This window comes from Methylophilus sp. 3sh_L (assembly GCF_046766015.1).
Taxonomy (GTDB): Bacteria; Pseudomonadota; Gammaproteobacteria; order Burkholderiales; family Methylophilaceae; genus Methylophilus.
Genome location: NZ_JBKOUF010000002.1, coordinates 248,809 through 262,388, shown reverse-complemented (window position 1 = coordinate 262,388; position 13,580 = coordinate 248,809). Strand labels below are relative to the sequence as shown.

Sequence of the window (13,580 nt, the reverse complement as noted above, 5' to 3'; positions counted from 1 at the left end):
GGATTAAAGGGAAATGCCCGCCAGCTTGAGTGGCGTATGGTCTGGATAAACCGTTTTAAATTTATCCACCAGCGCATTATACAGTGAACTATCCGGTTTCCAATTTTGCAGCAGCCGACGCAAGTCTCTGGCATGCGCGCGCAAAGCAGCCTGCTTGCAATGATGCTGCCGCATGCTATCCAGGTCGATCACGACAATCTGACCTTGATCCGTCACCTGCAAATTGCTGCCTTTAAGGTCACCATGTGAAATCTTGAGTAAATACCACTGGTAACACAACATGACCAGTTGCTCGATAGCCTTTGACTGTACTGCGGGGGGATGAAACTGCTGAAAAAAAGTGAGTACGTCTGGCCACGGACTGTAGGCAGCGACAAAATACGCGCGGCCACGCAACCCACAATAACGACGCTCATACATCAGCATCGGTTGCGGCGTCAGCATGCCATAATATTGCAAGCGGTGTGCATTTTGCCAGGACGCAGCCGCCCGGCTCGGCCGCCAGGCGCGGCTCAACGCATGCAGCCAGTGCTTGATGTTATACCGCTTGATCACCACAGGCTGATCTTGTAACTGGGTATGCACAACCGTGCAGGTATTGCCCGCCTTTAACCCCTGCCCGACATGCATGGCCACCTCCAGCGCTGGCATGTCAGTGGCATGCAAGCCGCTGGCAACACTGACTGCCTGTACACTTTGCGCCGTCTGCTGCCAGGTGACATCGCTACACGTGCGGAAGATTTTGCGTGTGACATAGTGTTCGACCTCGCGCGTTTTCATCTGCTGCGCCCAGGCTAACACTTGTGTAGCCGGGAGGCTGGACTTCCAGCCACGCGCGCCTAGATAGACCTCAAGCAGTGTTTCTGTCCACGCGATCTGATCCAGCACCTGCAATTTTGAAATCAATTCGGCGAGCTGAAGATACGCCTGTTTGCGGCTCAGTGTTTGTGGCCGTATACCATCGCCATCAATGGCCCACACTTCGCCTCTTGCCAATAAAAAGTTTTTTAAATGCAAATCAGTTTGGCACAACCCCGCAGCATGCTGGGCCGCTAATGCCTGTACCAGCAATCCCAGCAAGTCACGGCGGGCTTCTCCAGTGCTAAGTGTATAAGCCTCGGCAGCATTGACCGCATCGGGCACGGCGGCATAAAGCAATACTTCCAGCGGCTGGTTCTCCGCCTCCCCACGGCCTTGCCATAACAAGGCAGGCGTACGGATGCCCGCAGCCAGCATCCGACGCGCGCCTTCCGCATCCCGTTTTGCATAGCGCTTAGCCTCTTTACCAGCGAACAGTTTGGCATACACGGCCTGGCCAGCCCAAGTGCCCCTTAGCACCCAGCGTCGACCTTTGAGCAGCCTAACCAGGGCATCCAGTTGCAACTCGGGCTGACCGGCCAGTGGCAAACAAAGGCTGACAGATCCGGGAGATGTCAGTTGAGCCAGCGTCATGCCTGGGATGCACGCCCCAACAGCATTAGGGCTTGTTGCAAGACCTCTTGCGGACGAATGTCAGCCATGCTGTCTTTTTTAATCAACTGACGGTTGGCGCGTTGGGGATAAGGCCCGGTGAGCAAGTGATTGGTTGGGCCAAACAGCCCTAGCATGGGCATGTGGGCCGAGGCTGCCACATGAAATACCCCGCAATCATGCGAAATAAACAGATTGGAGCGTTCCATTAATTGACGCAAATCTGCCACTGTCGTTTTACCTGCAAGATTAATACTGTTGGGCACCGCTTTGGCGAATTTTTTAGCCAGAAACGCTTCATTGCTGGTGCCGGTTATTACCAGCCGTACCCCTGGGATGGCTTGCACCAGCAATTGGCCTAATTCTATATAGGCATCAATGGACCATAGTTTTTTATCGTCGGCACGCCTGGCGTAAAAAAACTTCCAGCCATGGAGTAATGTGGTGCCGCATCCCAGGTGAATATTGATTACAGTATCCGTAGGCTGTACATCAAAGCTGGTCAGCAAGCTTACCTGGCCAGGTGCGCTAAAGATGGCATAGGCGCGATCTTCATCTGTAATTTCAACCTGGTGTTGTAATTGCTGGCTCAACCATTGCTGGCAAAAAACCAGTAATTGTTCGGCATAATGCACATCTGCCTTGTCTATACTGGCCAGCTGCAAACGCGGATCGTTAATAGGTAATTTTTTGAGCGCATTTTTATTGAATGCCAGCACGGCATCATAGTCTTGCGCCAGCTTGTTCACACGGCGCGCACTGCTGGTCACCCACAGTTTGTGAATAGCAGGGTTATGCTCAAACACCTGCGCACTCAAGGCATTGAGCGCGACCACATCGATACACACCTGTGGCAAATGCTTATGCAAAAAGCGGATAGCCGGCGTACAGAAGATATTGTTGCCGGTACTACTGGATGTCAGTATTAATAGTGAATTAACCATCTTAAATTTATCTCTTGTTCAATCGCTTTAATCCCCAGCGCAGCCACCACCACCCACAGCGGTGATACAACTTGCCCTGCCCGCTCATGTAGGCGGCATATAACTGGTACAACAGGCTGTCCGGCCAGTCCTGTAAACGGCTCATGAACTGCCGTAAATCCCGCAACCGCTGCCAGGCTGGCAGCCACATATGCTTGGCTTTTTCGAGATCAATAAATGCGATCTCATACGTATCATGCTCCCGGCGGACAAACAAGTGCTTGGGGTACAGTGCGCGGTGCTGTATGCCTGCAGCATGCAGCGCTTGTAAGGCATGGGCCACAGCGGCTAGCAGGTCTGGCTCGGCGGCCATATTGTCCGCTGTGCAATAAGGGGTCAACTCCACATAGCCTTGCAATGCCTGCGTCGCCAAAATGGCCTGCCTGCCTGCCTGCACATCGCGCACGCCCGCATACACCACATCGGGCACTCTCACCCCCTGCCTCCGCAAATGCTTGAGCATGTCATACTCAACCATAAAGGTTGGTAAGCCGCGCCACGGATATCTTAAACTCCAGCGCGTGTGATTCTGCTGCCGTTTCACGTAGAGTTCAACCGTTGAATTGTCTGCGCAACGCAGTTGCCAGCGCCCGACACCACTCCAGCCACCCCGCTCGAGATTAGGCGGCTCCAGCCAGGCAATCGCCAGTTGCCACCAGGCATCAAAGTGATCCATGTGCTGTGCAATCAGGGCATCACGTATAAGGTCATCTTCGGTTTGGATTGCACTTATTTTCAAAATTAATCAGCGAATAGACAGGTTAGCAAACGGCGATTTGTTAATATGGCAGGGTTAGGGGGTGGATTTTAACAGAATGCACCCTGAGTGCGATTTTCCACAAGGCAGATTTTTTGATGTTGGTGTTTTTTTGCAAATGGCTTTCCAAGTTACCGCTAAGCTGGATTCACCGCCTGGGTGCGGTGATGGGCCTGGTAAGTTGGCGCACGGATCAGAAAAGTACGGGCATCGCCATCGAAAATATCCAGCAGAGCGGCCTGTGCAAAACCCGGCCAGAGGTTGAGCAATTAGCCAGAGATAGCCGGATAGAAGCGGGCAAATCCTTGATGGAAAGCTTGTTTATCTGGGGGGCTCCACAAAGCCGCTTGCTACCGCTGGTGAAGGCCACCACAGGTTGGCACCTGGTAGAAGAAGCACAACGCGCAGGCAAAGGTTTAATTTTCCTCACGCCACATCTGGGTTGCTTTGAGATCACCTCTATTTATTATGGCAGCCAGCAGCCCATTACCGTGCTCTATCGACCGCCCAAACTGGCCTGGTTAGAAGGCCTGTTACAACATGGCAGGCAAAAAGGACTGGTCTCACTCGCCGCGGCCAACGCGGCCGGCGTCAAAAAACTGTTACAAGCCCTCAAGCGCGGCGAAGCCATCGGGATTTTGCCAGACCAGATTCCGAGAGCAGGCGAAGGCGAATGGGCAGACTTTTTTGGCAAACCTGCTTACACCATGGGCTTGGCCAGCAAACTGGCGGTTAAATCAGGTGCAGCCGTGATTATGGCGTTTGGTGAACGGTTGCCCGCAGGCGAGGGATTTCATATCCACCTGTCCAAAGTGGACGATATCCATACCCCCACCTTACTGAATCAGGCAATCGAACGCCAAGTCTCACAATGTCCGGTACAGTACCTCTGGCAATATAACCGTTATAAACAAAGGCGTTATGCCATGCATAAGCTTCAGCATAACCAAAACAAAGAAGCTGATTAACCCACGGATGCAGGCTTGGTTATACCAAGCCCTGAATCCAGCGGCTATATACCCTATCGGCCACAGTGTGTAGCACATCACAATCCGCGTTCACGGTGGCCAGCATGGTATCTGCCGGTTGCACAGCCGGACTGGCAGCAGAGGCGGCAATATCGTTTTTCCATTGCTCGGTCCAAACCTTAACCATATCCGGGGTCATTTCAATATGGCATTGCAAGCCGATATGCTTGCCCATAACATAGGCCTGGTTTGTGCAATAAGGGCTAGAGAGAATATGCGTGGCGCCTTCAGGCACGGTAAACGTCTCGCCATGCCAGTGAAAACTGTTGAAGCCAGCTAAATCACCAAACCATTCTTTAGCGAGCGGATGATCCGCAACCTGCACCTGCCCCCAACCGATCTCCTTGACTGGGTTTTTGCTCACCACGCCACCCAGGGCCTTGCTGATCAGCTGCCCGCCCAGGCAATGACCAAGCAAAGGCACATCCTGTGCAACCGACTGGCGGATCAACGTTAGCAAAGGCGGAATCCATGGCAAATCATCATTGACACTCATGGGCCCACCCATCAGCACAATGCCACTGTAGGGCTCGACTGACGCGGGGACCGCCTCGCCTTTATCAATCCGCACCTCGCACCACGGAATGGCATGCCGCGCCAAAAAAGTGCCCAAATACCCAGCACCTTCGCAGCAAGCCTGCCTGAATATCACCACCGGTTTCATGCAATTACCTTTTTAAACTGACTTCTTGATACTGTCCAAGCAAGATTCCGTCCAAGGTATAAGGCCCAATCGCATAACGGATCAGGCGCAAGGTCGGAAAGCCTACATGCGCGGTCATCCGGCGTACCTGACGGTTTTTACCCTCACTGATTTTAATCTCCAGCCAGGTGGTCGGAATCTGTTTACGCTCGCGGATGGGCGGGTCACGCTGCCACAAATGGTCAGGTTCGGCGATGATTTTGACCTGTGCGGGCTGCGTGACAAAATCACCCAAATCCACTCCGCGTAGCAATGGCATCAAATCTGCTTGTGTAGGAGCGCCTTCCACTTGCGCCCAGTAGGTTTTGACCTGTTTGTGCTTGGGATGGCTCAAACGATGTTGTAATGCGCCGTCATCGGTTAGAATAAGCAATCCCTCAGAATCGGTATCTAACCGCCCGGCGGCATACACGTTGGGAATCGGAATATAGTCCTTGAGCGTCGCGTGTTTTTCATGCGCAGTAAACTGGCATACGACGTTAAAGGGTTTGTTAAACAGTAATAACATGGAAAGTGCTATGTCTAAAATCAAGGTGCCTGCCACTGGCAGCAAAATCACCGTCAATGCTGATAATACCCTAAATGTTCCCGACCAACCTATTATCCCGTTTATCGAAGGCGATGGTATTGGTGTGGACATTACGCCACCCATGATCAAAGTGGTCGACACTGCGGTTGAAAAAGCGTATGGCGGCAAACGCAAGATTTCCTGGATGGAAGTCTATGCCGGCGAAAAATCCACGACTATGTATCACAAAGATACCTGGTTATCGGATGAAACCATGGCAGCCTTAAAAGACTATGTGATCTCCATCAAAGGCCCACTGACCACCCCGGTTGGCGGTGGTATCCGTTCGTTAAACGTGACTTTGCGCCAGGAGCTGGACCTCTACGTGTGCCTGCGCCCTATCCAATATTTCACAGGCGTTCCTAGCCCGGTCAAACATCCTGAGAAAACCGATATGGTGATTTTCCGTGAAAACACAGAAGACATTTATGCGGGCATCGAATGGGCTGCGGGCACCGAAGAAGTGAAGAAAGTGATCAATTTCTTGAGTGACATGGGGGTGCGCAAGAAAATCCGCTTCCCGGAAGCGTCTTCCATTGGCATCAAGCCAGTGTCTATCGACGGTAGCAAACGCCTGATCCGCAAAGCCATTCAATATGCGATTGATAACAACCGTAAATCGGTCACCATCACGCACAAGGGCAACATCATGAAGTTCACCGAAGGTGGCTTCCGTGACTGGGGTTACCAGTTGGCGAAAGAAGAGTTTGGTGCAGAACTGATTGATGGTGGCCCATGGTGCAAATTGCCAAACGGCATAGTGATCAAAGACTGTATCGCGGACGCCTTCCTGCAAGAAATTCTGTTGCATCCGGAAGATTACGACGTGGTGGCTGCATTGAACCTGAACGGCGACTATATGAGCGATGCACTGGCCGCACAAGTCGGCGGTATCGGCATTGCGCCAGGCGCCAACCTGAGTGACACCGTGGCCATGTTTGAAGCCACCCATGGCACCGCGCCTAAAATTGCCGGTAAAAACCTGGCCAACCCAAGCTCACTGATTTTGTCAGCTGAAATGATGTTGCGTCATATGGGCTGGGTTGAAGCAGCAGACCTGGTGCTCAATGGTGTAGCCAAAGCGATTGCCAGCAAGCGCGTCACTGGTGACTTTAGCAGCCAGATGGAAGGCGCAACGCAAGTCGGCACTGCTGAGTTTGGCGATGAAATCATCAAGCAAATGTCTTAACTGATCGCCATCTAAACCGGTATCAGGCAATAAAAAACGGCTCGCATATGCGAGCCGTTTGCATTTGGTGCCCCTAAACAATCATTATGCTTTTTGAATGTTGCTTGCTTGCTTGCCTTTTGGACCTTCAGTCACATCGAAAGACACGCGTTGGCCCTCTTTGAGGCTCTTGTAACCGGATTCTACAATCGCGGAAAAGTGTGCGAACAAATCATCACCACCATCATCCGGAGTAATGAATCCAAAGCCCTTAGAGTCGTTAAACCACTTTACGGTACCTGTTGCCATTTTACTTCCTTACTTTTTTACTTAACAGGGAGGCGCCCCCAAAAGTTTGTCTCAAGTACTCCAGTCGCAATAAACAAGCTTTGCTTTACTTAAAGACGGCCATCTCAAACCTGAACCCAAACGCCTTAAGGATTTATAAGTGAGCATTATTTAAATGTCAAGCCCATTTTTGTATCTTTTGAGTTAAGTCAATAAATCCATTCAAAATTTGCACAAAAGCCGCATCAGAATGGGTCTTTTCCGCGATTTGAATCTGTGAACTGCCCTCTATACTGAAGTGAAAAGTATTGTTGTATCCGTCGAATAAACGACGTGCTCAAGGACTCCGAAGACAGACTAAAACCGCTATGGCGACATTGGAAAGTACAAAAAAACTGGGTGGTATGGCACGCATGTTGGTGCAATCTTCACTCATGAGTGAGGAAGAGGCTGCCGCTTTACAAGAAAAATGTCATGCGCAAAAAGCCAGCTTTCTTGCAGCAACGCTGGCACAAAAGAAAATCTCGCCCAAAGAAATTGCCCTTTCTGCTTCACAAGCTTTTGGCTTTCCCTTTTTTGACCTCGACGCCCTTGAGCAAAACGTGTTGCCGGATAAAGGCATCGATATCAAGCTGATGCAGTCGCATCGCGTGTTGCTGCTGCAGCAAAAGGGGAATGTGGCTTATATTGCCCTATCTGACCCGACTAATCTGCATGCACTTGACACCATCCAGTTTCAAATGGGCGCAACCCTATTCCCGATTGTGGTGGAAGATGACAAGCTGGGCAAATGGATAGACAAGATCGTCGAATCCAAAGATACCAGCATGTCAGCACTCAATGCGGGTGGGGATGATTTTGATCTGGGCCTGGAAGAAAACAAGGAAGAGCCTGAAGCCGATATCGTCCAGGAAGTGGACGATGCCCCTGTGGTCAAGTTTCTACAGAAAATCCTGATGGACGCCATCAATATGGGGGCCTCGGACTTACACTTTGAACCATATGAAAAATTTTACCGCATCCGCTTCCGGGTGGATGGCGTGTTAAGGGATATCTCTCAACCGCCACTGGCAATCAAGGAAAAACTGGCCTCACGCATCAAGGTGATTTCCAACCTGGATATTTCGGAAAAAAGAATTCCGCAAGATGGCCGCATGAAGTTGATCCTGTCGAAAACACGTGCGATTGATTTCCGTGTCAGCACCTTGCCCCTAATTCATGGCGAAAAAATTGTGATGCGGATTTTGGACCCTACCAGTGCCACGCTAGGGATTGAAGCCCTAGGCTACGAGGCACCACAACAGGAAGCATTACTCAAAGCGATTCATCGGCCTTATGGCCTGGTGTTGGTTACCGGGCCCACCGGTTCGGGTAAAACCGTCTCGCTCTATACCTGTTTAAATTTACTCAATGATCCCGGCGTCAACATCTCGACCGCAGAAGATCCTGCCGAGATTCCACTGGCGGGGATTAACCAAGTCAACGTCAATGACAAACAAGGGCTGACCTTCGCCGCCGCCTTGAAGTCTTTTTTACGCCAGGACCCGGACATCATCATGATCGGCGAGATCCGCGACCTGGAAACAGCGGATATGGCGATCAAGGCCGCCTCTACCGGGCACATGGTGCTGTCTACCCTGCATACCAACGATGCGCCCACCACACTCTCCCGTTTACTAAATATGGGAGTCGCCCCCTTCAATATTGCCTCTGCCGTGACGTTAATTACAGCACAACGTCTGGCCAGGCGGCTGTGCAAGCACTGCAAAGTGCCGCTCAATGTCCCCAAAGAAGCGCTATTAAAAGTGGGCTTTCAAGAGGCAGACCTGGATGGCAGCTGGCAACTCTACGGCGCCAAAGAAGGCGGTTGCGAGCATTGCAACAATGGCTACAAGGGACGGGTGGGGATTTATCAGGTGATGCCCATTACGGAAGAAATCGCACGCATTATTATGTCTAACGGCAATGCCATGGACATCGCCGCACAGGCCAAACGCGAAGGCGTGAAAGACCTGCGCGAGTCAGGCTTGCTCAAGGTGAAACAGGGACTGACCTCAATTGAGGAAGTCGAAGCCGTCACCAATGAGTAAACCTGCGAAGAATTAACTTTTTAAGAAGACATTATGGCAGCTGGCAATATCAAACAATCTGTGTATTTGTGGGAAGGCAAAGACCGCAAAGGCAAGCTGGTCAAGGGCGAGATGCGCGCCAACGGCGAAGCAGTGGTCAATGCCACCTTGCGCCGGCAGGGCATTAGTGTCAGCAAAGTGAAAAAACAAAGTTCACTGGCCGCCAAAGGCAAAGTCACAGAAAAAGATGTGACCTTGTTCACCCGCCAACTGGCGACCATGATGAGAGCTGGCGTCCCCTTGTTGCAAGCCTTTGATATTGTCGGCAAGGGTCATCACAACCCGGCAGTCTCCAAGCTGTTAGGCGATATCAAGGCTGATGTTGAAACAGGCAGCAGCCTGAGTGCGGCTTTCAGAAAATACCCTCTCTATTTTGACCAGTTATTTTGCAACTTGGTCGGTGCTGGCGAACAGGCCGGGATTCTGGATGCCTTGCTGGAACGCCTGGCAACTTACAAGGAAAAAATTCTCGCGATTAAAAGCAAGATCAAATCCGCCCTGGTTTACCCAACCTCCATTATTGTGGTGGCTTTTATCATCACGGCAGTGATCATGATTTTTGTCGTGCCGTCATTCAAAGAGCTGTTTAGCAGTTTTGGCGCAGACTTGCCTGGGCCCACGGTGGTGGTCATTAATTTGTCCGACCTTTTTGTCAAATGGTGGTGGGCTATTTTTGGCAGCCTGGGCGGCGGACTCTGGTTCTTTTTTTACACCTGGAAACGGTCTGAAAAAATGCAGGCCACCATGGACCGCCTGATGTTACGCCTGCCGATATTTGGTGAACTGATCCGCAAAGCAACCATTGCGCGGTTTGCGCGTACGCTCTCAACCATGTTTGCAGCGGGTGTACCATTGGTAGAAGCGCTGGACTCCGTGGCAGGTGCCTCAGGTAACAAAGTTTATTTCGATGCCACTAAAAAGATTCAAAGTGAAGTCAGCACCGGGACCAGCTTGACGGTAGCGATGCAAAATACCAATGTCTTCCCGAATATGGTGATCCAGATGACCGCCATTGGTGAAGAATCGGGCTCGCTGGATGGGATGTTGACCAAGGTGGCAGACTTCTACGAGGGGGAAGTCGATGATGCGGTTGCGGCAATTTCCAGCCTGATGGAGCCAGTGATCATGGTGGTACTCGGCGTGCTGATTGGAGGGCTGGTGGTGGCCATGTACATGCCAATCTTCAAGATGGGTAAAGTGGTCAGTGGTGGTGGCTAGGCCAATACCCGCGCCTGCGTGATAAAACAACCGGGTAAAAAACAAGGGGCTGCACGCCCCTTGTTTGTTTTTAACTCAGCTGATATTCAATCTGCTTACATGGTTTTCTTGCTGGCGGCCTGCAAGGACTTTTCAATCTCATCATAAGGCTGCGCGCCTAACATGCGCTTGCCATTCTCAAAGAACATGGTCGGCGTGCTGTTGACGCCAACTTTATGCGCAAGTTCGCCCACTTTTTCCAGTGGCACATCACATTTAGCCGTCGTAGTCGGCAGCTTGTTGTTGATGATCCAGTCTTGCCAGGCTTTCACACGGTTGCTTGCACACCAGATACTGCGCGATTTATTCGCTGCATCCGGATGTAGCTGTTCGATCGGATACAAGAAAGTGTAAATGGTCACATCGTTAATGTTGGTGAGTTCTTTTTGCTCAAGACGCTTGCAGAATGGACAATCCACGTCTGAGAACACCACCAGCTTGCGGCTGCCATTGCCTTTAACCACTTTGATGGCCTGATCCAGAGGCAGCGTATTGAAATCAATTTTGGTCAGCTCGTCCATACGCTCACCAGTCAGGTCTTTTTTGGTTTTTGGGTCAACCAGACGGCCTTCAGCAATCAAAAAGTTGAACTTATCATCGGTATAGATGATCTGGCCTCCCATGTACACTTCGTACAACCCGGCGTAAGGCGTTTTGGTTACGCTATCTACCTTAAACTTTGGATAGGCAGCCTCGATCTGTTTTTTTAGACTGGCTTCATCTGCCACACTGCCCATGGACCACAGTAGACAGAGGGCGCCCAAGCCCTTGATGACAGCGGTTGCGTTGTATTTTTTCATACCAACTCTTTCTCGAACATGCACCAGGCGCTACGCTTGCGTCGCGGTGCGAATTAAAAAACGTTTCAGCATAGCACTGTTTTCGACCCCACGTAAGCCAAGCAAGGCGGCATGAGTCCATACCGCCTGTGGGCGCGCAAACAGGAAATCCAATCCGCGCGTCAGGGCATGCATGCTGCGGATATCACGTTGACGGCCCCGCATGACGTGCCGCAACACATTGATGTCCCCTAAGGGTTTAATCCCCGGCAAACTTGCCACTTGCGCACATAAGGCCTGTACATCCTCAAATCCCAGGTTGACGCCCTGGCCCGCCATAGGATGCACTTGATGCGCGGCATCCCCAAGCAACAGGATGTTAGGTAACGCCATGGTTGCCGCCGTATTTTGCTTGAGCGGAAATGCCAGCACCGGACCATTCGGAGCCAGCGGCCCCAACACCTGCCCACAACGGCGCTCCACCGCAGCCGCCACTTCAGCGGCAGACAGCGTCTGCATGCGCTGCGCTTCAGCCTGGGGTAGCGCCCACACCAATGAAACCTGCTGTTCGGGCATCGGCAACAAAGCCAGTGTTTCGTGGGCACCAAACCATTGCCTGGCGACGTGTTGATGCGGTGCTGCTGCAATATAATTGGTCACCAGTGCTGTCTGCGCAAAATCGACTTGCTCTACCGCAACACCGCACTGCGTACGTACCCAGGAACTCGCACCGTCAGCGCCTATCAATAATTGCGCCTCTATGGTTCGCTGCGGCAATGCTACACGGATTTGATGACCAAATTGTTGCAATGATTGTGCCGGGGCGTCGGTGATCACTGTCACGTCTGTGGCCGCCAACACGGTCCAGCAGGCCTGCATCAATGCCTGGCTCTCGACGATACAGCCCATTTCGGTTAAATGCGCCTCGTTGGCTGTCAGGCGTAAACTAGGCTGGGCATGCTGCTGCGTGGGCGACCATAAATGCATGGCCTTGACAGGGTTGATACGGTTTGCAGGCACATGCTCCCAGACGCCAATGCTGCATAACCAGTCCATGGTTTGATTGGTCAAGGCATAGATGCGGCTGTCCCAATGCAGCGTATCTTCTGCCCAGCTTGCAGGAAGATTGAAAGCGGGTTTGGCATCGGTCAGGATGACCTGCTTCCCCAGCCGGAACAAAGCGATGGCAGCGGTCAGGCCAACCAGCCCGGCGCCGACAATGACCACGTCTGTCTGCAACAAATGGTTTTCAGCGTCCATAACTCATTTTTTCCACCAGAACACGCCGGGCCATTGGTAGCATGCTGAGCGCTGCCAAGCCGGCACCGCGCAACATCCCTACCCCGATCAAATCATTTGAAAACACATTCACCAGAAAATCCGTAAACTGCAAGCCGCGGCCGGTATCACGCTGCCGGGCATCGCGGTAGGCAAGCAAACGGTGAGCTGCGCCCCATTCTTGTGGCGCAGTGGCTGCAACATTTTCGGCTAGTGCAACCGCATCACGGATGCCGACATTAAACCCCTGCCCCGCAACCGGATGCATGGTTTGCGCCGCATTGCCAATCACCACACAATGCGCCGTAAAAGTCTGTTCCAGCTTGCTTAATTTAAGCGGGAACCTGAATCTTTTACCCGCATGCAGAAAACGTCCCACGCGGTCGCCAAAGGCGGCATGCAAGGCCTCTAAAAAGGCAGCATCATCCAGCGCGGCAATTTGGTCGATATAGGCTTGCTCGCCGGTCCATACCAAGGAAAACTGGTCGCCATTAGGCAGCAGTGCCATCGGGCCACGCGGCGTAAAGCGCTCGTAGGCAATCTGCTGGTGCGGCAATTCAGTTTGTACCAGGCCCACCAGCGCATCATGCCCATAGTGCTTGGTGTCGCGCTGTAAACCCGGAATCGCCTCCAGACTGCGGCCACCGTCGGCCACCACAGCCAATGGCGTAGACGCTGTGTGAAGTTGCCCATCCGCCGTCGTATAGGTGATGTCGGCAGCATGGGCATGCACTTGCAAGTCCGTCACCGGGGCTTCGTACTGCACAGTAACGCCAGTGGTCAATTGCGCCAGGCGCGCATCCAGCGCGCGCATCAATACACCATAAGACACCACATACCCTAAGGCCGGCAGTTGGTGCTCTTGCGCCTTGAGCACGGTACGGCCCAGGCCTTTTTGCTGAGAGACATGGATCGTTTCAATCGCTGTTGCCGCATCGGCCATCAGCGGCCATACTTGCAATTGCTCCAGTACCTGGCGCGTGCCAAAAGACAAGGCCAAGGCACGGCCATCGCTGTACATGGCGCCTTGTGCCTGTGCTTCAAGCACAGTTACCGGCACGCCCGCTTGCTGCAAAGACATAGCCAGTACCAGCCCCACCGGACCGCCACCAATCACGACTGGATGTTCAATCATTTGCATGCTTCAACCATTTGGATGACAAAAATACACT

The 13,580-nt window shown here is 52.2% G+C and carries 13 protein-coding genes; 4 read left to right on the top strand and 9 right to left on the bottom strand.

Features of this window, described 5'->3' with window-relative positions; all coding sequences use genetic code 11:
• Positions 1-3: 3 nt before the first annotated feature.
• The 3 genes from ACIDF8_RS06910 to ACIDF8_RS06900 are packed head-to-tail and all read right to left on the bottom strand — an operon-like array spanning position 4 to position 3,192.
• Entirely contained in the window at positions 4-1,452 is a 1,449-nt protein-coding gene (locus ACIDF8_RS06910) for a lipopolysaccharide kinase InaA family protein (protein ID WP_412009881.1), read from the bottom strand.
• Positions 1,449-2,414, bottom strand: coding sequence for a glycosyltransferase family 9 protein (locus ACIDF8_RS06905; RefSeq protein WP_412009880.1), 966 nt, complete (start codon positions 2,412-2,414; stop codon positions 1,449-1,451). The genes ACIDF8_RS06910 and ACIDF8_RS06905 overlap by 4 nt, the downstream gene beginning before the upstream one ends.
• A 7-nt stretch (positions 2,415-2,421) precedes the next feature.
• On the bottom strand, positions 2,422-3,192 hold the full coding sequence (locus ACIDF8_RS06900) for a lipopolysaccharide kinase InaA family protein (RefSeq protein ID WP_412009879.1): 771 nt from the start codon (positions 3,190-3,192) through the stop codon (positions 2,422-2,424).
• A 116-nt stretch (positions 3,193-3,308) separates the two neighbouring features.
• On the opposite strand from ACIDF8_RS06900, the gene ACIDF8_RS06895 reads away from it, so the two are divergent.
• Entirely contained in the window at positions 3,309-4,178 is an 870-nt protein-coding gene (locus ACIDF8_RS06895) for a lysophospholipid acyltransferase family protein (protein WP_412009878.1), read from the top strand.
• A gap of 19 nt (positions 4,179-4,197) precedes the next feature.
• On the opposite strand, the gene ACIDF8_RS06890 is transcribed toward ACIDF8_RS06895, so the two are convergent.
• Both ACIDF8_RS06890 and ACIDF8_RS06885 read right to left on the bottom strand, forming a co-directional pair.
• Complete coding sequence (locus ACIDF8_RS06890) at positions 4,198-4,902, bottom strand: type 1 glutamine amidotransferase (RefSeq protein ID WP_412009877.1); 705 nt, start codon at positions 4,900-4,902, stop codon at positions 4,198-4,200.
• Positions 4,903-4,906: 4 nt separating this feature from the next.
• Complete coding sequence (locus tag ACIDF8_RS06885; RefSeq protein WP_412009876.1) at positions 4,907-5,449, bottom strand: pseudouridine synthase; 543 nt, start codon at positions 5,447-5,449, stop codon at positions 4,907-4,909.
• A 10-nt stretch (positions 5,450-5,459) separates the two neighbouring features.
• On the opposite strand from ACIDF8_RS06885, the gene icd reads away from it, so the two are divergent.
• Positions 5,460-6,698, top strand: coding sequence for an NADP-dependent isocitrate dehydrogenase (gene icd, locus ACIDF8_RS06880; RefSeq protein ID WP_412009875.1), 1,239 nt, complete (start codon positions 5,460-5,462; stop codon positions 6,696-6,698).
• Between the two features lie 84 nt (positions 6,699-6,782).
• On the opposite strand, the gene ACIDF8_RS06875 is transcribed toward icd, so the two are convergent.
• Complete coding sequence (locus ACIDF8_RS06875) at positions 6,783-6,986, bottom strand: cold-shock protein (RefSeq protein WP_013441419.1); 204 nt, start codon at positions 6,984-6,986, stop codon at positions 6,783-6,785.
• A gap of 347 nt (positions 6,987-7,333) precedes the next feature.
• Here ACIDF8_RS06875 and pilB point away from each other — a divergent pair, with 347 nt between their 5' ends.
• Together pilB and ACIDF8_RS06865 are read left to right on the top strand one after the other, a co-directional pair.
• Positions 7,334-9,055: a type IV-A pilus assembly ATPase PilB gene (pilB, locus tag ACIDF8_RS06870; RefSeq protein WP_412009874.1), complete on the top strand. Its 1,722-nt coding sequence runs from the start codon at positions 7,334-7,336 to the stop codon at positions 9,053-9,055.
• A gap of 33 nt (positions 9,056-9,088) precedes the next feature.
• Positions 9,089-10,312: a type II secretion system F family protein gene (locus ACIDF8_RS06865; protein WP_412009873.1), complete on the top strand. Its 1,224-nt coding sequence runs from the start codon at positions 9,089-9,091 to the stop codon at positions 10,310-10,312.
• Positions 10,313-10,407: 95 nt separating this feature from the next.
• On the opposite strand, the gene ACIDF8_RS06860 is transcribed toward ACIDF8_RS06865, so the two are convergent.
• The 3 genes from ACIDF8_RS06860 to ACIDF8_RS06850 form a co-directional block, all read right to left on the bottom strand.
• Positions 10,408-11,088 carry a DsbC family protein gene (locus tag ACIDF8_RS06860; RefSeq protein WP_412010049.1) on the bottom strand — a complete coding sequence of 227 codons (681 nt, stop codon included), beginning with the start codon at positions 11,086-11,088 and terminating at the stop codon, positions 10,408-10,410.
• A 93-nt stretch (positions 11,089-11,181) separates the two neighbouring features.
• Positions 11,182-12,390 carry an FAD-dependent monooxygenase gene (locus tag ACIDF8_RS06855; RefSeq protein WP_412009872.1) on the bottom strand — a complete coding sequence of 403 codons (1,209 nt, stop codon included), beginning with the start codon at positions 12,388-12,390 and terminating at the stop codon, positions 11,182-11,184.
• The gene (locus ACIDF8_RS06850) at positions 12,380-13,549 is read right to left on the bottom strand and encodes an FAD-dependent monooxygenase (RefSeq protein WP_412009871.1); all 1,170 of its coding nucleotides are present in this window, start codon (positions 13,547-13,549) and stop codon (positions 12,380-12,382) included. Before ACIDF8_RS06850 ends, ACIDF8_RS06855 begins: the two co-directional genes overlap by 11 nt.
• Positions 13,550-13,580: the final 31 nt, after the last annotated feature.

Coding starts and splice junctions, on each gene's coding strand:
- ACIDF8_RS06910 (WP_412009881.1), bottom strand. CDS start 1,452: ATGACGCTGGCTCAACTGACATCTCCCGGATCTGTCAGCCTTTGTTTG.
- ACIDF8_RS06905 (WP_412009880.1), bottom strand. CDS start 2,414: ATGGTTAATTCACTATTAATACTGACATCCAGTAGTACCGGCAACAAT.
- ACIDF8_RS06895 (WP_412009878.1), top strand. CDS start 3,309: ATGTTGGTGTTTTTTTGCAAATGGCTTTCCAAGTTACCGCTAAGCTGG.
- ACIDF8_RS06890 (WP_412009877.1), bottom strand. CDS start 4,902: ATGAAACCGGTGGTGATATTCAGGCAGGCTTGCTGCGAAGGTGCTGGG.
- ACIDF8_RS06885 (WP_412009876.1), bottom strand. CDS start 5,449: ATGTTATTACTGTTTAACAAACCCTTTAACGTCGTATGCCAGTTTACT.
- icd (WP_412009875.1), top strand. CDS start 5,460: ATGTCTAAAATCAAGGTGCCTGCCACTGGCAGCAAAATCACCGTCAAT.
- ACIDF8_RS06875 (WP_013441419.1), bottom strand. CDS start 6,986: ATGGCAACAGGTACCGTAAAGTGGTTTAACGACTCTAAGGGCTTTGGA.
- pilB (WP_412009874.1), top strand. CDS start 7,334: ATGGCGACATTGGAAAGTACAAAAAAACTGGGTGGTATGGCACGCATG.
- ACIDF8_RS06865 (WP_412009873.1), top strand. CDS start 9,089: ATGGCAGCTGGCAATATCAAACAATCTGTGTATTTGTGGGAAGGCAAA.
- ACIDF8_RS06860 (WP_412010049.1), bottom strand. CDS start 11,088: ATGGGCAGTGTGGCAGATGAAGCCAGTCTAAAAAAACAGATCGAGGCT.
- ACIDF8_RS06855 (WP_412009872.1), bottom strand. CDS start 12,390: ATGGACGCTGAAAACCATTTGTTGCAGACAGACGTGGTCATTGTCGGC.
- ACIDF8_RS06850 (WP_412009871.1), bottom strand. CDS start 13,549: ATGCAAATGATTGAACATCCAGTCGTGATTGGTGGCGGTCCGGTGGGG.